The following is a 24,200-nucleotide window of genomic DNA, read 5'->3' on the forward strand; positions in this document are numbered from 1 at the left end:
TTCAACCAATTCCCCATTTATTCCTGAACTTTTAAGCTCATTAAATATTCGGCTAATGCATCAAGCTGATCATCTGACATTTCTGGATATTTTCCAGTCATTAAGTTCCCAGGCTTGTATGCTTCAGGATTTTTAATCCAGTTTTTTACTTCTTTTTTATTATGGTCTAATACACCGGCTACACGCGATCTTTCACCAAAGTTTGATAAGTTAGGTGCAATACGTGCAGTTTCTGGCATTTTATTAGCTGGAGTTACAGCATGACAGCCGATACAGCTCTTATTAAAGATTTCTTGACCTTGTGAAGCTAGAGCTCCTGTTGCTTTTTGTGGTTCTTTAACATCCTTCATTGCAGTAACCCAAGCATCAAACTTGTCGCGGCTAATCGCCTTAACTTTAAAGTCCATTAGAGCGTGTCCTGGTCCGCAAAGCTCAGCACATTTTCCGTAGAATAGATTTCCCGCTTCATTTGCGCGCTTGTCGTCAAATTCCAACCAGAACTTGTTGATATTATCAGTATTGGTATCTAATTTTCCACCAACTGCAGGGATCCAGAATGAGTGTTTAACATCCATAGATTTTAAGTTGAAGTAAACTTTTTCATTTGTTGGAACAACTAATTCTTGACTCGTCACAATCTTTTTGCTTGGATATTCAAAATCCCACCAATATAAATGTGATCGAACATTAATTACTAATGCTTTTGTGTTTTTCTTGTCCATCTTGTCAACATCAGCAAGTTTGAAAGTAGATGCTACAGTTGGTACAGCTAGGATAAGAAGTAATAGAATCGGCACAACAGTCCAAATAATTTCTAGTTTATGACTTCCTTCAACTTGCTTTGGAATGGTTTTGTCGTCTTTTCTACGGTAACGAACAAATACCAAAACAAATATAACCATGACGACAATAATTACCCCAACCATGATTAAAGTACTTAACTTCATTAAATCATATTGCATGTCTGCAACTTCACCGGCTGGCATCAAAGTGGAAACGAATGGTTTGCCACATCCGGAGAGTACAAGCGCTATCATCGCAAACAACGAGACTAAACGCCATTTTGCAAGGCTTTTCATAGCTTAATCAAACCCCTCTTTCACAAATAAAATTCTAAATATATAATGCTTGGTCAAAGAAGTATGTAGGTGGCTGACTCAAGGAGAATTTAAAACCTAAAAGTCAGCCAAAGCAAGCAAAACTAAATTAATGTAACAATCACCATCGCCACAAAAATAATAGTTAAATATTGCAAGGAGTAAACAAACATTAGTTTTGCCCACTTTATGTCATCTTTGATCCTATATCCATAAATCCCTAATACTAGCCATCCTATATTTAACAGGGTTGCAAGAATTAGAAATGGGATTCCTAATTTGGTAAGAAAAAATGGGATTGGCAAGAGTGCTGCCACCCAAAGTACAATATGAATTTTTGTTGTTTTAAAGCCCTTCACTACAGGAAGCATTGGGATTCCTGCTGCTTTATATTCTTTTACTCTCCTCATTGCTAGAGCATAAAAGTGCGGAGGCTGCCAAACAAACATTAGTACAAATAACGACCAGGCCATAATATCAAGATTTGCATCCACTGCAGCCCAACCGATTAACGGTGGAACGGCACCTGAGATACTACCAATGATCGTATTAGAAACAAGCTGTCGTTTAGACCATAAGGTATAGAGAACTACATAACTAAAAACTCCAAGCAGTCCAATAACTGTTGAAGTCATGGTTGTTAAGAATAAGAACAGTGTTCCCAGTCCAATAAGTAAAATACCTAAGGTAAGAACTCTACCCGGCAATACCTTTCCTGTTACTGTGGGTCTTCCTTTTGTTCTCTCCATTAGATGATCGATATCACGGTCAACGTAATTGTTTATAGCACATGAACCCGCAATGATTAGTGAAGACCCTGCCACTGTATAAAATACAATGTCTAAGTTCCCTAAAAAGCTTTGACCTGAAAAATGCAAGGCCAGCCAAAGTCCAGTAAAGGTTGTAATAAGATTGGAATTTACGATTCCTATCTTTATCAAAGCCATAAAGTCTTTCCATACTGAGGTTTTTTCTATGTTAGAATGCAGGCTTGCAGAACCATTATCTATGGATGGTTCTCCATAAGCCTTTGAGTTGGACATACTTTCTCCTCCTAATCCTTCATAACAAATATTCACCAATTAACAGCTAACAATACTTACTAATTTTACCGTCTATTTTTTTTACAAAAAATTAGGGATAATGAGTTTATCAAATTAAACAATATCACTCATAAATAAACTAGAGAAGCAGTGATTCAAAAAACACTTTCTCTGTATATTAAATCACACTTTTTGATATTTTTGTGAATTTTTTTCGAATAATTTTTGACCAAATTGTGACACGCCTTTATTATCAACAAAAAACCACTATATATAGTTCTAACACGCACTTTTCAAAGTTTCAATAGTTTTCACTATAATAATAGTGGAAAATATATATTATCCAATTGCCTTTTTCTGTTAGTAAACTTCTATAAAAAACTATACTTAAATCCTGTTCATTTTCCACTTTATTCGTTATGATAAATAAGGACTTTTTAATCTAGTTACTTTTTCATTTATTATACTGTCAGGATTATCCAATGACAAATTATTGAACTATTTATGAGGTGATTTTTTGCGACGCTCTTTAAAGTGGTTGGCGGTTGCAACCACAATTGCAATGATATTAATATTAATCGGCGGAGCCTTAGTAACAAAGACTGGCTCTGGAATGGGATGTGGAAGATCTTGGCCTTTATGTAATGGTAAATTCCTTCCATTGGAAATAACTCCAGAATTAGCAATAGAGCTTGCACATCGACTTGTTTCAGGTGTAGGTGGAGTTATGGTGCTTGTTCTTTCCGTTTGGTCATGGAAGGCTATTGGCCACATTAGAGAAACAAAGTTTCTTTCCTTTCTCTCATTCTTCTTTTTACTGTTACAAGCATTAATTGGTGCGGCAGCAGTAAAATGGGGGCAATCAAGTTTTGTTTTAGCATTACACTTTGGAATTTCACTTATTTCATTCGCATCTGTGTTTTTGTTGACACTTCTTATATTTGAAGTTGATAAGAAATTCCAGGCCAATAAACTATTGATTGATAAAAGAATGAGCTTCCATATTGTTGGAATTTCTATTTATAGTTATTTTGTCATTTATACAGGAGCCTTGGTAAGACATACAAAGTCAAGCCTGGTCTGCCTAGATTGGCCTTTATGTAAAAATGAAAGTCTGGCATTTCCTTCTGATATGTGGGAATGGGTTCAAATGGGGCACCGAGTAGCCGCAGGGTTCATTTTCCTATGGATTGCCTATGTTTTATTTATTGTTATTCGCCACTACAAGCATCAAAAGGTTCTATTTTGGGGTTGGATTATTTCATTCATCCTCGTTTCCTTACAAGTGATTGCCGGGGCATTTATCATTTTTAGTAGACTTAATCTATATATTGCGCTTCTTCATGCTTTCTTTATTACATGTTTATTTGGAATGTTGAGTTATTTTCTTCTTCTTTATTCACGCTCTAGAAAGAATCAATAATAAGAAGAGGTTGACTCCCTAAGGGTCAACCTCTTTTTATTGCATATAGAATACTTTTCCGTCCTGACTGCCCTGTTTCTTTTCTATCGTTTGCTTATTTTTGTATTTTTTCTCAAATTTAACAAACATGGAGACATTCACTAGGATTCCAGTTGCTGCCGCAAGCATCAAAAGGGAAGATCCTCCATAACTGATGTACGGTAATGGAACTCCTGTAAGCGGTATTAATCCGGATACACCAGCGAGATTAATAAAGGATTGAATTCCAATCATACTCGAAATTCCAATGGCGAGTAGGCTCCCAAAAGGATCTTTACATTGTAAGCCAATATAAATTCCCCTTAATACAACATATCCTAATAAGAAAATAACAAAGCCTACTCCCCAAACCCCTAATTCTTCTGCAATAACTGCCATGATAAAGTCAGTATGTGATTCTGGGAGGTAACCAAGCTTTTGGATACTTTTACCCAGGCCTAATCCATTAACGCCACCTGATCCAATTGCAATATAAGAATTCGCTAGATGGAATCCCGCATCCTTAACATATTCCTTTGCAAATGGGTTATCCAGAACTTCTAATCGACTCATTTGTTCATTTGAAAAAACTTTCCCCCAGGAAACAAGTATAACCGGTAGAAGAAGAATGAGAACCATAAGAAGTAATTTCAATATTGTCTTTGGGCTCATTCCAGATGCTAGAATGATGGTCGCAGAAATGGCTGCAATAATGGCAGCCGTACCAAAATCAGGTTGAACTCCAATTAATACACATACTATGAAAAGATAACCCAGTGGAGGAAGAACCCCCTTATTAAATTGATTAATATATGCCTGTTTTTTGGCATAAACAGCAGCCAAATAAATGATAACGGCCAACTTTACAAATTCTGAAGGCTGGAAAAGAAAAGTTCCTATTGCATACCAACTTTGGGCATTGTTCTTTACCTCTCCGAAAGCAAATAACCCAAGAAGCGAGATAATAGACCCAAGCACCATCGGAAGCTGAAACCATTTTGTGAATTTCATCATTTTATAAGGAACAATGGCTGTAACCAAAAAGATGGCAGCAAACCCTAACAAAAATATTTTTTGTCTTTGGTAGAAAAAATCACTGCTAACTTGATATCGTTGAACTGCGTAAGCCATACTTGCACTGTAGATCATCACAAGTCCAAATGCACACAAAAGAATGATGGCAATGATTAAGGTGTAATCATAGGATTTCAGTATTTTTTTTACCATGTAAGACGTCCTCATTTTTTAAGTATTGATTATGCACTCTATTATAATAGAAAATGGATATGATTACTTGAAGAAAAGAAAAATTGTTACATCTTTTTAATATTAGACTTTGTTAACATTGTCTGTTGAATTCCGCTCCAGGCTCGAGCGGTTCGTGGGCGTTTCGGCGAGCCTCCTCGGCGCTTGCGCCTGCGGGGTCTCCCCTGAACCGTACTCCCACAGGAGTCTTCGAGCCTTCCGCTCCAAACAACAGGTTATAAAAATCAACACTGTTCTTTAACACAGCCTAATATTAATAGAACAAAAAAACCCAAACAATTGTTTTTCATTGTTTGAGTTCTCTACGATTATTTTCTTAAGGATGCATCATGGAGCGCTGATAGTTCTCTTTCTAATTTATCTAAAATCGCTTTTCCATCCTTGACATCTATTAAGCCTAATCGAACAGCAAAGTCTATTTCTCTTGATAGGCCAAACATTTGTGTATCCAACACCTCTTCATAAAGTGGGCATTGAGGCATCGTGAGATTGTCCATTTGCACTTTGATAAGCTTCAATATCTTTTCAGCGTCAGCCTGCAATAATGCTAAGGCTTTTTCCTGGTGATTCACGATCATTTCAGACGCCAACAGTAATCCCCCCATTTCAGAGCGATAATTCAACTTATCTATAAATTTTACCGTTTACAATAGAAAATTGCAAGAACAATGAAGGCTATTACATAATGGTATTCAGTTTATGACATTCATAAAAAAAAAAGCTATACTTAATAGGGTTAGACTTTAGGGGGTATAGATAATGGATAATATCATAATGATTACGGGTAAAGTGAAATATACAATTACACTTGAACCAGGTGTATGGATTTTTGATGACAGACGTATTGATTTAACCACTTACTTTTTAACAAACAACAAGAATTCTGATTCATTAGAAGAGTACACGAAGGCAGTTTCAAAGCATTGGGATCGTGAAATTATGGAAGGGGCTATTTACCCACCCACACTAAAATCGGAGAAAAAATTTGAAAAAGAAAAAGTACTAACAGGTACCTTCGGCATTCCTTTAAAGCCCTTCTTATTAAATGCTGAGCCTAATAGTGACGCACAAACCCTTGTCATTCATAGTAAGGATGAAAAATACGAATTTTCTCTTGATGATGCTTATGATTTAATAGTGGGATTCTCAAAAGAAGGAAAACCATTATCATCTGACGGACCTATTCATATTTATTTAAACGATGGCTCTAACCAAGATAATCCTATTAAACATGTAACTGGCTTTACAATAAAATAAGACGGGAGCCAGTTGGCGCCCGTTTTTCTTTTCCTATTTAACTTATAATAAATCAGCTGCAAGTCGAGCCAATCCTGACCGTTCTCCTTTTAGTAATTTTACATGCCCTGAAATAACTTGATCTTTAAATCTTTCAACCACATAGGTTAACCCATTGTTATAGGCATCTAAATATGGATGGTCAATTTGTTCCGGGTCTCCCATTAACACAATCTTACTGCCCTCCCCTACCCGTGTTAGGATCGTTTTCACCTCATGCTTTGTTAAGTTTTGTGCTTCGTCAATTATGATAAATTGCTTTGGCAAACTTCTACCACGAATGTAAGTTAGGGCCTCTACCTCAATCGACCCCATTCCTGCCAATATAGCATCGAGTTCACCCGGCTTTTTCGTGTTAAAGAGATACTCCAGATTATCATAGATTGGCTGCATCCACGGTCTTAGCTTTTCCTGTTTTTCCCCCGGTAAGAACCCTAAGTCCTTACCCACGGGTACAATCGGACGTGCCACTAATAACTTTTTATACTCTCTAAAATCTTCTGTCTGCATTAAACCTGATGCAAGAGCTAATAATGTTTTACCTGTACCTGCCTTTCCAGTTAATGTAACTAGCGGAATATCCTTGCGCAATAATAATTCGATGGCCATTGTCTGCTGTACATTTCGTGAGTGAATACCCCAAACATGCTCCTGATTTAAAGTTAATTTTTTTACCTTTTGTCCAGTTTTGTCAACCATCCCAATGGCAGAGGCAGAACTTCCTAAAGCATCTTTCATAACAAGGAACTGGTTAGGATAAAAAGGGTGGTTTGCTAATTCAGAAAGGTTTAATTCGCCTTTCTCATAGAATCTGCCCAATAATTCAATTGGTAGAAATAGTTCAAAAAATCCGGTATATATATGATCAATTTCTACAACGCGGTCGTTTAAAAAATCTTCGGCAACTAAGCCGATTGCATCAGCTTTTACCCGCACTAGGGCATCCTTACTCACAATAATAACCGGTTTGCCATCTTCCTTTGTTTGTTCCTCAAGGAATAAGTTCTTTGCAACCGCTAGTATTCGATTATCATTGGTCTTTTCAATAAAAATATCTTGAAGTTCATGAAACGTTCGGTGATTTAATTCAATTCTAATTGTTCCTCCGTTTTCAAGCGGAATTTTTTCATGCAGCTTTCCTGAGGCTCTTAGGCCATCAATTAATCTAGATACATGTCTTGCGTTTCTACCAATTTCATCCATGTACCTTTTCTTTGAGTCCACTTCTTCAAGAACGACTGCGGGAATAACAACTTCATTATCTTCAAAGGAAAAAATGGAATACGGGTCTTGTAGCAAGACATTTGTATCTAACACGTATATTTTACTCAAAGCAACGCCTCCTGCTTTACATGTTGTTGGGTCCGTTAGAGCATTTCAACAACCCTTTTGCTAGATTGGACTTTGGTAAAATATATGTTTATTGGAATAAAGATAGAAGAAGTTCCGCACAATAATTGTTAATGGAACCACTTAGTTTGTCTAAATGAATTTAGCTACTGTTGCTTAATTTAACTTATATTTTGCAACTTGGAGGTATGGGTCAATGAAGAATATTGGAATGATAATTGTAATAGGTTTGCTTTTAGCGGGATGCAACACTGATAACAATAAAGAAACAGCAAAAAATGCTAATCAGTCCTTAGTAAAGGTAAAGAACAGTTATATTGAAAATGTTGATCGAAAAACTGGACAGCAAATTTCAAAGCGTTTAGTTAAATTAGCAACAAGTATTCCAAATGTAAATGATGCAACAGCAGTCGTGATAGGAAATTATGCGATTGTAGGCATTGATGTGAATGCTAAAATTGATCGTTCTCAGGTTGGTTCAATTAAATATTCTGTAGCTGAAAGTCTGCGAAAAGACCCTTACGGCGCCAAGGCTGTTGTTGTAGCCGATGCTGACACAACTGCTCGATTAAAGGAGATACAAGGTGATATTAATAAGGGAAGACCGGTTCAGGGAATAATGGAAGAACTGGCAGATGTAGCTGGTAGGTTAATGCCAGAAATTCCTGGAGACTTAATCACACCAAGCCCTAAGAATTCCACAGAAAAGCCAAAACATAAACTTCCAGAGAAGAAGGAAAAACAATTGAGAAAAGAACAAAATGATCAATCTAATCACTATAAAGAATAAGAAAAGCGGAAGCGCCTCGGTCAGCCCCGACAGGCTAATGTTCTTCTGCAAGAAAGTCGCTCTTTGACTTTTATTGCAGAAGGTTATTTGACCCGAGGGGCTAGGCGCTGGAGCTGGACAATTCTCGAAGTCGAATTTTATACCTTCTTTTTATGTAGAAAAAGCTTAGGATTCCCTAAGCTTTTTTCATTGCATCCATAACCTGATTATCTAATTTTTGAGCTGCATTTTTATCATATGTCTTATCATATTGTACTTCTGTCACTATTTTTGAGCCGTAAAACATAACATCCCTGACTTCTTTAATAGCAACTTCAACCAATGCCAGCTTTAATGGCACCTCTTCCAGTCGTTCTACTTTAATCTGTGCTTCCCCTTGAATGGAGTAGGTAGATTCATTTGCAATGAGGTTAATCACTACCATGTTATTTTTATTAATATTTTCTAATATTCGGGAACGGTTATCTACAGAAAAATAAATGGTATTTTCATCCTTCGCTAACACCCAGGAAATTGCACTTACATTGGGTCCCCCAGTTTCATGATCGACTGTTGCTAACGTTACAAATCGTTCTTTTTGTAACTCATCATATAACGGCTTAATTAATTTTTGTTCTACTTGATTTGGCATTCCTACAACCCCTTTAAATTGTCCTTACACTGTAATAAACAGATAATCTCATATTACTACTATCCCTTTTTTGGTTCAACTTTAACCAATTGATTCCTGTCTGCTTTCTAACATGGTATACTATAAGAAAAGCGGAAGCGCCTTGGTCAGCCCCGAGGGGTTAGGCGCTGGAGCTGGACAATTCTCGAAGTGAATTTTATACTTTCCTATTATATAATACAAACATTCTGTTTTTAGAAAGAGTTGAAGAGGTGCCTTAATGCGAGTAAAATGTGTAATTTGCGATAAAATTGAATCGATTGAAAATGAATCGTTGATAGCTAAGAGGCTTCGTAATCGCCCCATCCATACATACATGTGTAATGAATGCAGTGAAAGAATTACAGAGAAAACGAATGCCCGAATAGAAACAGGAAACTTTAAATTATTTCGTACCAAATCCGAGAAAGATGAGTGGTAACTAGAAAAGCGGAAACGCCCGTTCAGCAACCAAAAAACAAAAACCGCTTGCTCTAATTATATAGAGCAAGCGGTTTTTTTTTAATCTTCAATCGGATAATTCTCATACTTTTCAGGTTCTTGATTGATTTGATTTAACATAATCTCAATCAATTCACGCGGATAACGAACCTTCTTTGTTTCATCACCTTGTTGGTAGGTAACATAATACATGACAGCATCTGTTGTGATGCTTAGATTTGAGACGTGATGCTGATTAGTTAGCATATCGTCAAAAAAGGCACGAGTTTCTTGTGCTGCTGTGTCATCTGGACGGGCATCACAAACAACTTTAATCGTAAGCCAATTATACAGTGCATCTTGTAAGGATTTCATTCTTTAAACCCCCGTTATTTCGCTTCAGCCTGATGCTTTTTTGATTGGTGCAGGCGGATTTTATAAATAATTAACAACAATGCAGCTGCACCTAAACCTTCTGCTATTGGTAGGGCATATGAAAAAAACAACATAAACACACATCCAACACAGAGGCTAATATAAATTACTATGTTTTTCAAAAGAGGCAGTTTTTTTGCAAAGCCTAACCGATAGACAATTACAGACAGGATGACAATAAATACATATTGTAGTAACACTCCTGTTTCTACATCGTTCGTTAGCTCAATAAAAAATCTAAGACTTGGGGAAAAGGATTTTAAATCTTCCACAGCGTGCACCTCTTTAATTAGCTTAATTCAGCAACCTTTTTCTTTTTAGCCGCTCTTTCACGTTCATTTTTATCAAGAATTTTCTTACGAAGACGAATCGATTCTGGAGTTACCTCACAATATTCGTCATCATTTAAATATTCTAATGACTCTTCTAATGTCATGATGCGCGGTTTTTTAATAACAGACGTTTGGTCTTTATTAGCTGAACGAACATTTGTCGCCTGTTTCATTTTTGTAATATTAACAGTGATGTCATTTTCGCGAGTGTTTTCGCCAACGATCATCCCCTCGTAAATTTCCGTACCTGGTTCAACGAAAATGGTTCCGCGGTCTTCTATTTGCATGATACCATATGTTGATGCTTTTCCTGATTCCATTGATACAAGTACACCTTGGTGTCTTCCACCAACTTGACCTGACAACATTGGCTGGTAGCTATCAAAGGTATGGTTAATAATTCCATAACCTCGAGTCATTGTTAAGAACTCGGTTGTGTAACCAATTAATCCTCGTGCTGGTACGTTAAAGATTAAGCGCACCTGACCTGAACCATTGTTAACCATGTCTATCATTTCGCCTTTACGGGCACCAATGGATTCCATTACTGAACCAGTATGTTCTTCTGGTACATCAATTTGTACTCTTTCAACTGGTTCACAGCGTACACCATCAATAACTTTAACGATAACTTCTGGTTTTGAAACTTGGAGCTCGTAGCCTTCACGACGCATGTTTTCAATTAGGATTGATAAGTGAAGTTCACCGCGGCCAGAAACGATCCATGCATCTGGTGAATCTGTATTTTCAACACGTAAGCTTACGTCTGTTTGCAATTGAGCGCGTAATCTTTCTTCAATCTTTCTTGAAGTTAGATACTTACCTTCTCTACCTGCAAATGGACTGTTATTTACAACAAAAGTCATCTGTAATGTAGGCTCATCGATTCGTAGAATTGGTAGTGCTTCCTGATGTTCAACTGGACATACCGTTTCACCAACATTTATATCTTCCATCCCTGAAACAGCGATCAAATCGCCGGCAACTGCTTCTTCTATTTCTTGTCGTTTTAATCCAAAGAAACCAAAAATTTTGGTCACACGGAATTGCTTAACTGAACCATCTAATTTCATCAGTGCTACTTGTTGTCCGACTTTCATTGTACCGCGGAAAACACGACCGATTCCGATTCTTCCAACATAATCATTGTAATCGAGAAGGGCAACTTGGAATTGCAATGGATCTTCACGATTGTCAACTGGGGCAGGGATATATTCAACGATAGCATCATACAATGATTGCATATTTTCATCTTGCTTTTCTGGGTTGGTACTTGCTGTACCATTAATTGCTGAAGCGTAAATAACCGGGAATTCCAACTGGTCTTCAGTTGCTTCAAGTTCGATAAACAAATCGATTACTTCATCGATTACCTCTGCTGGTCGAGCGAAGTCACGGTCAATTTTATTAACAACAACAATTGGAGTTAAATTCTGCTCCAAAGCCTTTTTAAGAACAAAACGCGTTTGTGGCATACAGCCTTCATATGCATCAACGATAAGCAATACACCGTCAACCATTTTCATGATTCGTTCAACTTCACCGCCAAAATCTGCGTGTCCTGGTGTATCTAAAATATTGATTCTTTTATCTTTGTATTGAATTGCGGTATTTTTTGCCAAAATGGTAATTCCACGTTCTCTTTCCAAGTCATTGGAGTCCATTGCACGTTCTTCCACATGCTCATTGCTACGAAACGTTCCAGATTGTTTTAACAATTGGTCAACCAACGTTGTTTTCCCGTGGTCAACGTGAGCAATGATGGCTATATTACGAATATCTTCTCTTATTTTCAAAAAATTCCACTCCTACCTATATTCTAAAAATAAAACTATTTATAGTTTCCCATATACAACTAAAACATTATACCATAATTAAAGTGGAAACCTATAAGCATTTTATGTAGAATATAAAATAAAGCTAAAAAACACAAGTCAAACTGTTTTTTTTTTAATGTAGGACTTGCTATAAAAGGGGTAATAAAATGAATAAGATTAAGTGGCCAATGCTTGTTTATTCTATTCTTGCAGCAGTTTGTATCATGGGAATTGGAATTGCAATTGGAGAACAGAGCGTGTTAGGAGCAGCTTTCTGCGTCCTTGGATGTTTTGTCATTATGGGATTAGGGTTTAAAACAAAAAAGAAAATGAGAGAAAACGGGGAACTATAAACAATCTTAAAAAAAGAAGCCATCGAGGCTTCTTTTTTTACCATTTACCATTTTTTAGATATTCTTTCAAAATGGTTTGATGTAAACCTGGTTTAGCGGTGAACAGAGAGTCCTGGGAAATGAAATCCAGCTTTTCTCCTCTTAAATTCGTAACTATTCCACCAAGTTCTTCAATAATGACTGCCCCTGCAGCAACATCCCATGGAGATAACCTCATCGACAAGTACGCATCAACACGGCCTGTTGCCACAAACACCATTTCAAGTGCGGCCGTTCCATATGAACGAGTCCCCCTTGCAGCTTTAACTAGAGGTATCATTAAATGATGATCAATGCGATGATTCTCCATCACCCAGGTAGCATTAAGCGCAATGATGGAATCCTCAACTTTTGCTTCTTTTAAGGGTGGGATAGGCTTATCATTTAAAAATGCGCCACCCCCACGTTTGGCATGATATAACTCATCATGAACTACATCATAAATAAGTCCTACTTTGCCTATTCCGTCTTCGTACACGCCAAGAGAAATGGCAAAATTTCTTTGTTGATGGATAAAATTCATTGTTCCATCTATCGGATCAATCAGCCAGACAACCCCCTCAAGGGTAGTAAATTCGTCACCAAATCCTTCTTCCCCCATAATATGATGACCGGGATAAACATCCCTAATTTTCTTTATAAAAAACTGTTCTATTTCTTTATCCATATTCGTTACGAGATCATTACGGTTTGTTTTCGTCTGGATATTCAATGTCTTATCAAAGGATAATCGAATAGTCTCTCCGGCTTCCTTGACCCATTGCTTGGCATGAGTATAAACTTCTTCCCAATTCATTATTTACCTCCAATGATCTTATTTTCCAATGTATGTAGTATGGAACATGACCATTCCATTGATGTACTTATAGCTTAATCAAATTAAAGGATCACATCAACTTTTTGACATAACTTGTTTTAAGTTAAATTAATCACACAAAAGCACAATAATAAACGAACTCCCCTTACTAAAATTTCGGAGTTCGTTTAGGTAAATCCCTTCACTATTCTTTTTCTGTCCCTTCTTATTTGTTTCTCTTTAGATAAATAAGTACGTACTTAGGGTTCATAAAAGTGCTATTAAAGAGCCTTTAATCGTAATAATTCCTGACGAATTCTCTCTAACTTTTGTTTACATTCTTTCATTTTCTTCTCATTCTTTTCTTCAATTGCTTCAAATAAGGTTGCTAATTCATAATCCATTTCTAATCTTAAAACAGCTGTTCTTTCCTTTTCGCCTGCTTTTTTTAAAGAAGTATTCATTAGTTGTTTCATCTTTCCTCTCCCCTTTCTTATTATTGACTTACTTTTCAGATTATTTTTTTACTGTATAATATGAGGCTGCTTGATATGTTGCAACAAATATGTGCTCTAACCTAGAAGTGCAACAAACTTCTTCAAATTTCTTTCCTATGCTACAATAAGTGACAAATGGCTTGTTGGAGGTATTATGATGGATTTCAAGGGTTTTACACATGAGGATTTTGATGTTTTTTTAATAGATGGCTTAGAGGCAAGAATGGAAGCATTAAAAAGTACTATTCGTCCAAAACTTGAAGAGCTCGGTCAATATTTTGCACCTACCTTATCTACACTTACTGGTGATGAAATGTTTGTTCATGTAGCTAAACATGCTAGAAGAACAATCAATCCACCAAAGGATACATGGGTAGCATTTGCTAATAATTCTAGAGGCTATAAAATGCTACCTCACTTTCAAATTGGGTTGTGGAATACCCATTTATTCATTTGGTTTGCTGTAATATATGAAGCACCATTAAAAACTACAATTGCTGAGAGATTTTTAAAAAAAGCAAACACAATATATAAGGAAGTTCCCTCTGGATTTGCATGGTCAGTCGACCATATGAAACCAGAAACAGTTAAACAAGATGAATTATCAAAGAAAGACCTTATGGCAATTTTCGAAAGACTGAAGAGTGTAAAAAAAGCGGAATTACTCTGTGGGTTAACCCTCGATAAAGAAAAGGCTATTGAGTTAGGTTCTGAAGGGTTGATCCAGCAGATTGAACATGTTTTTCAAACAGTTGCCCCGTTATATAAACTGGCTCAAAATATTAAATAAAGAAGTTTTTATAAATTTTTATTTACGCAGATCCAATCTATGTTACCAAAATCATTCACACTTGCCTTGTTCGGTCTCGTAGAACCCGTCTATGTTACCCAAATGGTTCTCGATTGCCTTGTTCGGTCACGTAGACCCCTTCTATGTTACCCAAATGGTTCTCGATTGCGATTAAGTCCATATAATTGTGTAAAAAGAAAATGAGTCAAATTAATTCCTCATGGCTACAATGTTATCAGCGACGAAAACAATGTGGAGGAATTAATTATGACTCAAATACAGTTTAACCTAAATATTGATGATTTAAAAGATTCTGTTATGAACTCTGATATAGACGCTGTCATCAAAGCTTCTATTGTCCTTGTATTAAACTCTGTTATGGAAAAAGAACGCGATGAGTTCTTACAAGCCGGTTCTTACGAACGTTCAAGCTTACGTCGTGACTACCGCAATGGATATTATGATCGTGATTTATTATTTAGCATTGGAAAAATTACGCTTAGAGTACCTCGTACTCGTAGTGGAGAGTTTTCAACTACAGTGTTTGAACAATATGCCCGGTGTGACCAATCATTTGTATTAGCTATGCTTGAAATGGTGGTGAATGGGGTTTCCACAAGAAAGGTTTCCAATATTGTGGAACAACTCTGTGGGAATAAGGTCTCTAAATCATTTGTATCCACTCTTACAGAAAAGCTAGATCCTGTAGTGAATCAATGGGCAAGTCGGCCCCTGAACACAATGTACTACCCATATATCTTTGCAGATGCCATGTATATCAAAGTAAGAGAACATAACCGTGTCGTATCTAAAGCTGTTTATATCGCAACGGCTGTTGACGAGAACAATAGGCGTGAAATTCTTGGTTTGAGAGTAGATCATAAAGAGAGTACTGAAGCTTGGCAGCGTTTCTTCCAATAACTTACAGTCTAGAGGTCTACAATCACCTAAGCTAATCATTTCTGATGCACACAAAGGGTTAAAAGCTGCCATCGGAACGGAGTTTGTAGGATCTGCCTGGCAAAGATGTACGGTACACTTCAAAAAGAATATCATAACCCATATGCCTAAAAAGGGTATGGATGAAGTCAAAATCGGGTTAAAGAGAATATTTGAAGTAGCGACCGTAGAGGAAGCCAGAAAATATAAGAAAGAGTTCATTGAGCAATTTAGTGGCAATTCAAAATTAGACAAGGCCATAGAAATATTAGAGGAAGGCTTCGAAGATGCCATTCAATACTTGAATGAGAAACCGAAATATCATAAGCATATTCGAAGTACAAACTCGTTAGAAAGAATCAATGAGGAAGTCCGGAGAAGAGAGAGGGTAATTAGAATATTTCCTAATACACAGTCAGCTTTCAGATTAATTGGAGCGGTCTTAATGGACTATGCCGAGGAAGTAGGAAGAAGAATAATTCAGGACAAAGAAGAGAAAAAATAGCGACCCGAAGCGCGAATTTTTGGTGTACTGGAAGGGGGTACCCCCTTCCAGTACACCAAAAATAAATCATCTGCTTAACATTGCTTTTCATGAGGAATGAATTTACACATAATAATGGGCTTGACTTCGATTGCCTTGTTCAGTCACGTAGAACCCTTCTATGTTACCCAAACCGGTCTCGATTGCCTTGTTCAGTCACGTAGAACCCTTCTATGTTACCCAAACCGGTCTCGATTGCCTTGTTCGGTCACGTAGAACCCTTCTATGTTACCCAAACTGTTCTCGCTTACCTTGTTCGGTCACGTAGAACCCTTCTATGTTACCCAAATGGTTCTCGATTGCCTTGTTCGGTCACGTAGAACCCTTCTATGTTACCCAAACCGTTCTCGATTGCCTTGTTCAGTCACGTAGAACCCGTTTATCTTACCAAATTGTCTGGTTGTTGGTGTTTCCATACAAAATAATTAGATACTACGCGAAAGAAAGCTCCCTAGATATTAATGATCTCGGGAGCTTTCCTATTTTACATTTTAATTCTGTCACCTGATGAGGCTTCTTTGGCTTTTTTTATTGTTCGATACGAAGAATATCCACTTATCTCTTCAAACTCTCCACAAACAGTCTTTTCTTCAGCAATGCTAGGAACTATTTCCTTAAAACGACGATAGACCTTCATTAATTCATCGCGTTCAATTCCTTTTTCATATGCTTTTTCGATGGCCTCAAAGAATTTAATCACATCAACAATCTCATCGGTGGACCAGCTGTAATCAATTGGGTATTGGTACTCCATTGTTTCACCTTCTAACTATTTTCAATAGGCTTTGTTAAAGTTGTCTGTTGAATTCCGTTCCAGGCGCGAGCGGTTCGCGGGCAGTCGGGGAGCCTCTTCGTCGCTTTGCTCCTGCGGGGTCTCCCCTGACACGCTACTCCCGCAGGAGTCTTCGCGCCTTCCACTCCAATCAACAGGGAATAAAATCAACAATGTTCTTTAAAACAGCCTTTCAATAAAGAGTATAATACCTTTATTTTCCCCACTTTGCACGAATTTCTTCCGCTTCTTTTATCATTCGCTCAAACAGCTCTCCTACAGGAGGCACATCCTTTATTAAACCCATTACTTGGCCAGCCCAAGCAAACCCCTCATCTTCAGCTCCTTCGTAGATATAGCGTTTATTCGCCATTCCACTAATTAAGTCCTTTAGATCAGTATAGTCACCTTTACTTTTCTCGATTTCAAGTATTTTATCAGTCCAACTATTCGCTATTGCTCTTGCTGGTGTTCCTAACGTCCTCTTGATGACAACCGTATCTGATTCTGAGCCTTCTACTAACCTATTCTTATAAAGTTCATTAGCATGAACACATTCCTTTGTGGCAATAAATCTTGTTCCCATTTCTATTCCCTCTGCACCTAAACTAAGCGCTGCCATTAATCCTCTTCCATCTCCAATTCCACCCGATGCGATTACAGGAATGGAAACAGCATCTACGACTTGAGGAATTAATACCATGGTCCCAATATCATCCCTGCCAAGGTGGCCACCACCTTCCTGACCTACAACCATTACTGCATCTGCACCTAGTTCTTCTGCTTTGACTGCCTGCCTTCTTGCAGCAACAAGGACTAGTGTTTTTATTTGGGTTCCTTTTAACTGTTCAAAAATTGGAGCCGGATTTCCCCCTGTCATGGAAATGACGGGAACTTTTTCATCAATAGCGACCTGTAAAAAATCTGAAAACGGTCTGCCATGTTGACCAATAGCAAAATTAACCCCAAATGGATTGTTCGTTAATTGTTTCACTTTTCGGATTTCCTCACGCAATTGATAGGGATGACTCAAGGACATCGCAGTAATCTGACCAAGCCCCCCGGCATTGGAGACAGCTGCAGCTAACTCAGAATACGCTAAATAGGCTAAGCCGCCTTGTATGATTGGATATTGAATGTTTAAAATCTCGGTAACCCGTGTTCGCCAATTCAAATGAAATTCCCTCCTAAATGTTCGTTACTTGTTATTTCGTCTTAAAAGGTTAATTTTCCTCTCTTTATGGGAAACTAACTTGAAACAAATAAAGCGTTTGAGCAAAATAAATCCTATGCAATATAAAAGAATAGTGCTATAATTCCTTTGTTTTATGTATTTTATAGACTTGATCTTAAGAGTATTTCTATATAAAGAGGTGTAGTTAGATTGTCACAAAATCAAACACCGTTATTTAGCGGTTTACTGGAACATGCAAAAAAAAATCCCACCCAGTTTCATATTCCTGGACATAAAAAAGGGGCTGGAATGGACCCAGAGTTTCGCCAATTTATCGGCGATAACGCCCTATCTATTGACCTTATTAACATTGGTCCCCTTGATGACTTACATTCACCTAAGGGAATGATTAAAAAAGCACAGGAACTAGCAGCAGAAGCATTTGGTGCCGATCATACCTTCTTTTCTGTTCAAGGTACTAGCGGTGCCATTATCGCGATGGTAATGGCTGTTTGTGGACCTGGTGAGAAAATCATTGTTCCAAGAAATGTTCATAAATCTATAATGTCAGCTATTGTTTTTTCTGGATCTATTCCTGTGTTTATTCATCCTGAAATCGATAGAGAATTAGGAATTTCTCACGGAATTACTCCTGAATCAGTGGAACGGGCATTACAGCAACACCCAGATGCAAAAGGGGTATTAGTCATCAATCCCACCTACTTCGGAATTTCTGGAGACCTAAAGAAAATCGTTGAAATTACCCATTCCTACAATATTCCTGTTTTAGTAGATGAAGCACATGGTGTTCACATTCATTTTCATGACGAACTTCCTCTTTCAGCCATGCAGGCTGGTGCTGATATAGCTGCAACTAGCGTCCACAAACTAGGTGGCTCTATGACTCAGAGTTCCATTTTAAATGTACGTGAGGGCTTAGTCTCTGCCAAGCATGTACAATCGATTTTAAGCATGCTTACAACGACTTCAACATCTTATTTATTATTAGCATCACTTGATACTGCCCGAAAGCAATTAGCAACAAACGGGAAGGAGTTAATTGATCGTACAATCAAATTAGCGCAATCCACTCGTAAAAAAATTAATGAAATTGAACATATTCGTTGCATCGGTGAAGAAATTTTAGGCTCTAATGCCACATTTGATTACGATCCGACCAAACTAATCATCTCAGTGAAAGATTTAGGGTTAACCGGTTATGATGTTGAGAAATGGTTGAGAGAAAAGCATAACATTGAAGTAGAGCTTTCTGACCTGTATAACATCCTTTGTATCATCACACTTGGTGACACAGAAGTAGAAACAAATCTTTTAGTAAAAGCCCTGAAAGAGCTTGCTGAGGAATGTGAACACCGTCCAACAAAGATTGAACCAGTGGAGGTTCTGTTACCTGAAATTCCTGTGCTGGCTTTAACCCCTAGAGATGCTTTTTATGCAGAGACTGAAGTGATTCCATTCGAGGAATCTGAAGGAAGAATTATCGCGGAATTTGTTATGGTGTATCCTCCAGGTATTCCTATTTTTATCCCAGGTGAGATTATCACTAAGGAAAATCTTCATTACATTAAGGAAAATCTAGAAGCTGGCCTACCTGTACAAGGGCCAGAGGATGATGAAATGAAAACCATCCATGTAATAAAAGAGTATAAAGCAATTAAATAAATTTTAATAAATAGGCTGTGTTAAAGAACAGTGTTGATTTTTACACCCTGTTGATTGGAGCGGAAGGCACGAAGACTCCTGTGGGAGTATGGTTCAGGGGAGACCCGCAGGCGCTAGCGCCGAGGAGGCTCGCCGAAACACCCACGGAAAGCGAAGTGCCTGGAGCGGAAATCAACAGGCAAGTTTAACAGAGCAAAAAAAATAAAGGCTGACTCAAAGTAAACGAGTCAGCCTGTTTATATTTGGCAGCAATATTTATACTTCTTCTTCGATATGGTGGTTATCACAGCAATTGCATTTAGAGTATAGTACCGTTACTTTTTCATCTTCAAAATGATCAATAGTAGAGTTACAAGTTTGGCATACAAGTGTACCCATTTGTCCTATCCCCTTTTCATAATTGAATATCTTACTATGAAAGCGTTTTAATATCCTTAATTAGATAATAATATATCACATTAATAATTTCAAGCCTAATTTGTATGTCACATTTAAAAAATATCATAAAAAATAGACCCTTTCAGGCCTATTTTTTCTTTTATCTACTCATATTGGGTAACAAAAGGAATGGACGGTAGTGTTTCTCTAAAAAATTCAGCTAGATCAACTGCCTGCTCTTTATCAGGAATACGGAATACAGTTTGAAGGTAATCAATATCTTCAATATCTTTGGGGTCGAGGAGTGTGGAGCGTCCGGTTTGCATGCAAATCACAAGAGGCTTTCCAAAAAACATATTGGTATAAATAATTCCAAAGTCATAACGAGTATCTTCAGTAGTGAAACCAATGAACCTCACTTTTGCATTTTCATGCTCATCATAGAGCTTATCAAATAGTTCCATAAGACTCCTCCTTTTAATTAAATATTTAGAATATTATTATAATTCATTTTTAATAAAATAACAAGAAATGATGACAATTTAATTCTTCTAATTGTTGTCATCACTTTTTATTCAGTGCTAGAATAGAAGGGCATATACTACGGACTATAGGGGGGAATGATGATGGCTGTTAATGCATTTATTAAGCTCGTGCCTTCATCTGCAAAACAAACGATAACCATTGATGAGGTTAAGGAATTATTTTATTACTATAAAGATATTACATCCAAAACAGGCAATCAGGTAAGCTGGGAATTTGGAGAATCTGCCTTTCCTTATGACATCAAAGAAACGGAAGACGGTAAAGGGAAATGGTTTTACTTACAAGCCAATCTAGAACGTTACTATGCCATACTAATTGGTGTTGATACGGAATCGGTTCAAAATGATGACGGTGTTATAAGTGAACAAACATACATACAAGTCACTCTTCCTGAACAATCCACTTATGGAGATAAAGGAAAAGCAAATGAATTCTGTAAATTTCTTGCTAAAAAGCTGCAAGGCGAGCTTCATCTTTTTAATGAAAGAGTCATGTATTATTACCCAAGAAAATAAAAAGCAACGAAAGGCTCCTATAGGAGCTTTTTTAATGCATAATTTGAGCCATTGTATAATGAAATGAAGTATAGATAACTAAGCTTAACGCGGTAATAAAGAGGGTTTTACGGACTGACTTTGTGACATAATTTCCGATTAAAAATGCTAAGTAAAAAAACACAAAAAACATAATGACTTTATAGATGAGTTGATCATGCTTTGAAAGCCATTCAATAAACGTAAATCCGCTCCAAATAATAAATTGTAAAAGCATGACAATATATACTCTCATTTTTATCACCACTCAACTTCTCTTTATCCATTTGGTGTTTTAAGTATATGAATAAAATCGGGTCATAAGTTATTTTTTTAACACCTCCTCTATATTAAAATTCGCTGAAAAAAAATAAAGTCCTTTCCGTTTTTCGGAAAGGACTTTTATTTTTATTATTTAATGATATGGATTGGGCTGCCTAGGGCAACTTCAGCAGCTTCCATTGTAATTTCACCAAGTGTTGGGTGAGCATGAATTGTCATCGCTAAGTCTTCCGCTGTCATTCCTGCTTCAATGGCAAGACCAAGTTCAGCAATCATATCAGAAGCGCTTGCTCCGGCAATTTGAGCACCAATTACAAGACCATCTTCTTTACGTGTAATAAGCTTTAAGAAACCGTCAGCACTGTCTAGAGAAAGCGCACGGCCGTTTGCTGCAAATGGGAATTTAGCAGCAACCACTTCGATGCCTTCTTCTTTTGCTTGACTTTCAGTATATCCTACCTGTGCTAACTCAGGATCTGAGAAAACAACTGCTGGAATTCCTAAATAATCAATTTCAGACGGATGACCAGCAATCGCTTCAGCAGCAATTTTCGCTTCATATGATGCCTTATGTGCTAGTTGAGGACCAGCAACAACATCACCAATTGCATAAATATTGCTTAAGCTTGTACGGCATTGCTTGTCAATTTCAATTAAGCCACGGTCGCTTAACTTCACTCCAGCTTCCTCTAAGCCCATTTCATCAGTGTTTGGACGACGGCCAACCATTACAAAAACATAATCAGCTTCGATTTTCTTTTCTTCGCCTTTTGTTTCAAATGTTACCACTACGCCGTTTTCAGTTTCTTCGACACCCTTGGCAAATGCTTTTGTATAGAATTCCGCACCTTTTTTCTTCATCGTTTTCTTAACAAGAGCAGCCATTTGCTTATCAAATACTCCCATGCCTAAAATTTCATCGGCACCCTCTAAAACAGTTACTTGCGTGCCAAAGTTTGCATAGGCGCCACCAAGTTCAATCCCAATAACACCGCCGCCAATAACAACGATCTTTTCAGGAATTTCATTTAGATTAAGAGCACCTGTAGAATTTAGAACACGCTTTGAATATTTAAATGCTGGTAATTCAATTGGACGTGATCCAGTTGCAACGATAGCATTTTTAAAGGTATATGTTTGTGCAGATGTTTCATCCATTACACGAAGTGTATTGGCATCTACAAAGTACGCTTCACCACGAACAACATTCACTTTATTGCCTTTTAGTAATCCTTCAACGCCACCAGTTAATTTCTTAACAACACCAGCTTTGAATTCTTGTACCTTTGAAAAATCAACCTTAACATTTTCAGCTGTAATTCCGAAAGATTCAGAATGTACAGCTGTTTCATAACGGTGACCCGCAGAAATTAAGGCTTTTGAAGGGATACATCCAACATTTAGACATACACCACCAATATATTCCTTTTCAACAATGGTCACTTTTTGTCCAAGCTGAGCAGCGCGGATTGCGGCAACATATCCTCCAGGACCGGAACCGATGACTATAGTATCTGTTTCAATTGGGAAATCTCCAACTACCATTTTTCTTACGCCTCCATTAACAATAGTTCTGGATCGTTCAATAAACGTTTAATATGATTCATTGCGTTTTGCGCTGTTGCACCATCAATCATTCGGTGGTCGAAGCTTAACGATAATGCTAACACAGGAGCCGCAACAATTTCGCCATTTCGAACGATTGGTTTTTCTGCAATACGACCTACACCAAGGATAGCTACTTCTGGATGGTTAATAACTGGTGTAAACCATTGACCGCCAGCAGAACCGATGTTGGAAATTGTGCAAGATGCACCCTTCATTTCATTTGGAGCAAGTTTTCCATCACGAGCTTTTCCAGCCAATTCATTAATTTCATTTGAAATTGTGAAGACTGACTTACGATCAGCATCTTTTACAACTGGAACTAATAGACCTTTTTCAGTATCTGCTGCAATTCCGATGTTGTAGTAGTGCTTGTGGATAATTTCATTTGTTGCATCATCAAGAGATGTATTTAAAGCAGGGAACTCTCTTAATGCACTTGTTAATGCTTTTACGATATATGGTAAGAAAGTAAGCTTGATGCCTTTTGCCGCAGCTACTTCCTTGAATTTCTTACGGTGTGCAACAAGTTTCGTAACATCGATTTCATCCATAAGAGTTACGTGTGGAGCAGTGTGCTTAGAGTTAACCATTGCTTTTGCAATCGCCTTACGGATACCGCTCATCTTCTCACGTGTTTCTGGATATTCCCCTTGTGGAATTGGAGTTGGTGCTGCTGCTGCCTTAGGAGCTTCCTCCACTGCTTCTGCTGCTTGTGGTGCCGCCTGTGGCGCTGCTGCTGCTCCTCCACTTAAGAAGGCATCAATATCATTCTTCAAAATACGTCCATTGTTACCTGTTCCTGCAACTAAGGCGATCTGAACACCTTTTTCACGTGCATATTTACGAACAGATGGCATAGCGATAATACGACGATTTGGATCTACTTCCACTGCAGGTTGGGCTGCTACTGCTGGCGCAGGTGCTGCTGCTGGTGCAGGTGTAGCTTCTTGCTTAGCTTCTGGTGCTGGCGCTGCTGGCGCTTCTTGTTTAGGCTCCTCATCACCATGGTCACCTTTGAATTGTAGATTTTCATATCCTGGAGCATCAAATGTTACGAGTACCTGTCCAACAGTCGCTACAGTTCCTTCGCCAATTAAAACTTCCAAAACTGTTCCCTCTACTGGAGAAGGAATTTCAACTACTGCTTTATCATTTTGTATTTCGCAAAGTACGTCGTCTTCTTGGACTTTATCGCCTGGTTTGATGAACCATTTTACGATTTCCCCTTCATGAATACCTTCACCGATGTCAGGCATTTTAAATTGGAATGTGGTTGCGGTTGCGCTCACTGGGATTCATCTCCTATAAT

General features: G+C 37.7%; 26 protein-coding genes and 1 pseudogene. 9 read left to right on the forward strand and 18 right to left on the reverse strand.

Annotated features, from left to right (window positions below; all coding sequences use genetic code 11):
* Window positions 1-17 precede the first annotated feature (17 nt).
* On the reverse strand, window positions 18-1,079 hold the full coding sequence (gene coxB, locus RCG25_RS18555; RefSeq protein ID WP_308080300.1) for a cytochrome c oxidase subunit II: 1,062 nt from the start codon (window positions 1,077-1,079) through the stop codon (window positions 18-20).
* 122 nt (window positions 1,080-1,201) lie between these two features.
* Window positions 1,202-2,140, reverse strand: a complete 939-nt coding sequence (gene cyoE, locus RCG25_RS18560) for a heme o synthase (protein ID WP_308080301.1) — start codon at window positions 2,138-2,140, stop codon at window positions 1,202-1,204.
* A 517-nt stretch (window positions 2,141-2,657) separates the two neighbouring features.
* On the opposite strand from cyoE, the gene RCG25_RS18565 reads away from it, so the two are divergent.
* Window positions 2,658-3,563: a COX15/CtaA family protein gene (locus RCG25_RS18565; RefSeq protein WP_308080302.1), complete on the forward strand. Its 906-nt coding sequence runs from the start codon at window positions 2,658-2,660 to the stop codon at window positions 3,561-3,563.
* 36 nt (window positions 3,564-3,599) lie between these two features.
* On the opposite strand, the gene RCG25_RS18570 is transcribed toward RCG25_RS18565, so the two are convergent.
* Together RCG25_RS18570 and RCG25_RS18575 are read right to left on the reverse strand one after the other, a co-directional pair.
* Window positions 3,600-4,808, reverse strand: coding sequence for an FtsW/RodA/SpoVE family cell cycle protein (locus RCG25_RS18570; protein ID WP_308080303.1), 1,209 nt, complete (start codon window positions 4,806-4,808; stop codon window positions 3,600-3,602).
* Window positions 4,809-5,155: 347 nt separating this feature from the next.
* Window positions 5,156-5,437 (reverse strand): Fpa/YlaN family protein, encoded by a 282-nt coding sequence (locus RCG25_RS18575; RefSeq protein ID WP_308080304.1) that lies wholly within the window; start codon window positions 5,435-5,437, stop codon window positions 5,156-5,158.
* A gap of 169 nt (window positions 5,438-5,606) precedes the next feature.
* Between RCG25_RS18575 and RCG25_RS18580 the strand changes: the two genes are divergently transcribed.
* On the forward strand, window positions 5,607-6,104 hold the full coding sequence (locus RCG25_RS18580) for a peptidyl-prolyl cis-trans isomerase (protein ID WP_308080305.1): 498 nt from the start codon (window positions 5,607-5,609) through the stop codon (window positions 6,102-6,104).
* A gap of 42 nt (window positions 6,105-6,146) precedes the next feature.
* Here the strand turns inward: RCG25_RS18580 and RCG25_RS18585 are convergent, their stop codons facing one another.
* A complete protein-coding gene (locus RCG25_RS18585) occupies window positions 6,147-7,475 on the reverse strand; it encodes a PhoH family protein (RefSeq protein ID WP_308080306.1) in 1,329 nt (442 codons plus the stop codon).
* 214 nt (window positions 7,476-7,689) lie between these two features.
* Here RCG25_RS18585 and RCG25_RS18590 point away from each other — a divergent pair, with 214 nt between their 5' ends.
* Complete coding sequence (locus RCG25_RS18590) at window positions 7,690-8,283, forward strand: YhcN/YlaJ family sporulation lipoprotein (protein WP_308080307.1); 594 nt, start codon at window positions 7,690-7,692, stop codon at window positions 8,281-8,283.
* A 175-nt stretch (window positions 8,284-8,458) separates the two neighbouring features.
* Here the strand turns inward: RCG25_RS18590 and RCG25_RS18595 are convergent, their stop codons facing one another.
* The gene (locus RCG25_RS18595) at window positions 8,459-8,914 is read right to left on the reverse strand and encodes a pyridoxamine 5'-phosphate oxidase family protein (RefSeq protein WP_308080308.1); all 456 of its coding nucleotides are present in this window, start codon (window positions 8,912-8,914) and stop codon (window positions 8,459-8,461) included.
* 259 nt (window positions 8,915-9,173) lie between these two features.
* Between RCG25_RS18595 and RCG25_RS18600 the strand changes: the two genes are divergently transcribed.
* On the forward strand, window positions 9,174-9,374 hold the full coding sequence (locus RCG25_RS18600; RefSeq protein WP_308080309.1) for a YlaI family protein: 201 nt from the start codon (window positions 9,174-9,176) through the stop codon (window positions 9,372-9,374).
* Between the two features lie 80 nt (window positions 9,375-9,454).
* Here RCG25_RS18600 and RCG25_RS18605 read toward each other — a convergent pair whose 3' ends face one another.
* Genes RCG25_RS18605 through typA form a run of 3 tightly spaced genes read right to left on the reverse strand, consistent with a single transcriptional unit; the run spans window position 9,455 to window position 11,936 of the window.
* A complete protein-coding gene (locus RCG25_RS18605) occupies window positions 9,455-9,748 on the reverse strand; it encodes a hypothetical protein (protein WP_308080310.1) in 294 nt (97 codons plus the stop codon).
* Window positions 9,749-9,762: 14 nt separating this feature from the next.
* Complete coding sequence (locus tag RCG25_RS18610) at window positions 9,763-10,080, reverse strand: YlaH-like family protein (RefSeq protein WP_308080311.1); 318 nt, start codon at window positions 10,078-10,080, stop codon at window positions 9,763-9,765.
* Between the two features lie 17 nt (window positions 10,081-10,097).
* Window positions 10,098-11,936: a translational GTPase TypA gene (typA, locus tag RCG25_RS18615; RefSeq protein WP_308080312.1), complete on the reverse strand. Its 1,839-nt coding sequence runs from the start codon at window positions 11,934-11,936 to the stop codon at window positions 10,098-10,100.
* Window positions 11,937-12,124: 188 nt separating this feature from the next.
* Here typA and RCG25_RS18620 point away from each other — a divergent pair, with 188 nt between their 5' ends.
* On the forward strand, window positions 12,125-12,310 hold the full coding sequence (locus tag RCG25_RS18620) for a YlaF family protein (protein ID WP_308080313.1): 186 nt from the start codon (window positions 12,125-12,127) through the stop codon (window positions 12,308-12,310).
* Between the two features lie 37 nt (window positions 12,311-12,347).
* Here the strand turns inward: RCG25_RS18620 and RCG25_RS18625 are convergent, their stop codons facing one another.
* On the reverse strand, window positions 12,348-13,145 hold the full coding sequence (locus RCG25_RS18625) for an inositol monophosphatase family protein (protein ID WP_308080314.1): 798 nt from the start codon (window positions 13,143-13,145) through the stop codon (window positions 12,348-12,350).
* Window positions 13,146-13,426: 281 nt separating this feature from the next.
* Window positions 13,427-13,621 carry a hypothetical protein gene (locus RCG25_RS18630; protein WP_308080315.1) on the reverse strand — a complete coding sequence of 65 codons (195 nt, stop codon included), beginning with the start codon at window positions 13,619-13,621 and terminating at the stop codon, window positions 13,427-13,429.
* A gap of 178 nt (window positions 13,622-13,799) precedes the next feature.
* Between RCG25_RS18630 and RCG25_RS18635 the strand changes: the two genes are divergently transcribed.
* Complete coding sequence (locus RCG25_RS18635) at window positions 13,800-14,432, forward strand: YktB family protein (protein ID WP_308084219.1); 633 nt, start codon at window positions 13,800-13,802, stop codon at window positions 14,430-14,432.
* Between the two features lie 267 nt (window positions 14,433-14,699).
* A pseudogene (locus tag RCG25_RS18640) lies at window positions 14,700-15,876 on the forward strand (IS256 family transposase).
* A gap of 523 nt (window positions 15,877-16,399) precedes the next feature.
* Here the strand turns inward: RCG25_RS18640 and RCG25_RS18645 are convergent.
* Window positions 16,400-16,669 (reverse strand): UPF0223 family protein, encoded by a 270-nt coding sequence (locus tag RCG25_RS18645; RefSeq protein ID WP_308080316.1) that lies wholly within the window; start codon window positions 16,667-16,669, stop codon window positions 16,400-16,402.
* Window positions 16,670-16,901: 232 nt separating this feature from the next.
* Window positions 16,902-17,861: an NAD(P)H-dependent flavin oxidoreductase gene (locus tag RCG25_RS18650; RefSeq protein WP_308080317.1), complete on the reverse strand. Its 960-nt coding sequence runs from the start codon at window positions 17,859-17,861 to the stop codon at window positions 16,902-16,904.
* A gap of 210 nt (window positions 17,862-18,071) precedes the next feature.
* Between RCG25_RS18650 and RCG25_RS18655 the strand changes: the two genes are divergently transcribed.
* Window positions 18,072-19,544 carry an aminotransferase class I/II-fold pyridoxal phosphate-dependent enzyme gene (locus RCG25_RS18655; RefSeq protein ID WP_308080318.1) on the forward strand — a complete coding sequence of 491 codons (1,473 nt, stop codon included), beginning with the start codon at window positions 18,072-18,074 and terminating at the stop codon, window positions 19,542-19,544.
* A 255-nt stretch (window positions 19,545-19,799) separates the two neighbouring features.
* On the opposite strand, the gene RCG25_RS18660 is transcribed toward RCG25_RS18655, so the two are convergent.
* Both RCG25_RS18660 and RCG25_RS18665 read right to left on the reverse strand, forming a co-directional pair.
* Window positions 19,800-19,922, reverse strand: a complete 123-nt coding sequence (locus tag RCG25_RS18660) for a GapA-binding peptide SR1P (RefSeq protein WP_307289124.1) — start codon at window positions 19,920-19,922, stop codon at window positions 19,800-19,802.
* A gap of 164 nt (window positions 19,923-20,086) precedes the next feature.
* Window positions 20,087-20,386: a DUF3055 domain-containing protein gene (locus RCG25_RS18665; protein WP_308080319.1), complete on the reverse strand. Its 300-nt coding sequence runs from the start codon at window positions 20,384-20,386 to the stop codon at window positions 20,087-20,089.
* A 162-nt stretch (window positions 20,387-20,548) separates the two neighbouring features.
* Here RCG25_RS18665 and RCG25_RS18670 point away from each other — a divergent pair, with 162 nt between their 5' ends.
* Complete coding sequence (locus tag RCG25_RS18670) at window positions 20,549-20,983, forward strand: DUF1885 family protein (protein ID WP_308084220.1); 435 nt, start codon at window positions 20,549-20,551, stop codon at window positions 20,981-20,983.
* A 31-nt stretch (window positions 20,984-21,014) separates the two neighbouring features.
* Here RCG25_RS18670 and RCG25_RS18675 read toward each other — a convergent pair whose 3' ends face one another.
* From RCG25_RS18675 to RCG25_RS18685, 3 genes are all read right to left on the reverse strand, one after another.
* Window positions 21,015-21,257: a hypothetical protein gene (locus RCG25_RS18675; protein WP_308080320.1), complete on the reverse strand. Its 243-nt coding sequence runs from the start codon at window positions 21,255-21,257 to the stop codon at window positions 21,015-21,017.
* A 155-nt stretch (window positions 21,258-21,412) separates the two neighbouring features.
* Window positions 21,413-22,828: a dihydrolipoyl dehydrogenase gene (gene lpdA, locus RCG25_RS18680; protein WP_308080321.1), complete on the reverse strand. Its 1,416-nt coding sequence runs from the start codon at window positions 22,826-22,828 to the stop codon at window positions 21,413-21,415.
* A gap of 5 nt (window positions 22,829-22,833) precedes the next feature.
* Window positions 22,834-24,147: a dihydrolipoamide acetyltransferase family protein gene (locus RCG25_RS18685; RefSeq protein WP_308084221.1), complete on the reverse strand. Its 1,314-nt coding sequence runs from the start codon at window positions 24,145-24,147 to the stop codon at window positions 22,834-22,836.
* Window positions 24,148-24,200 lie beyond the last annotated feature (53 nt).

Origin of the sequence: Neobacillus sp. PS2-9, assembly GCF_030915525.1 — a bacterium.
Classification (GTDB): Bacteria; Bacillota; Bacilli; order Bacillales; family Cytobacillaceae; genus Neobacillus.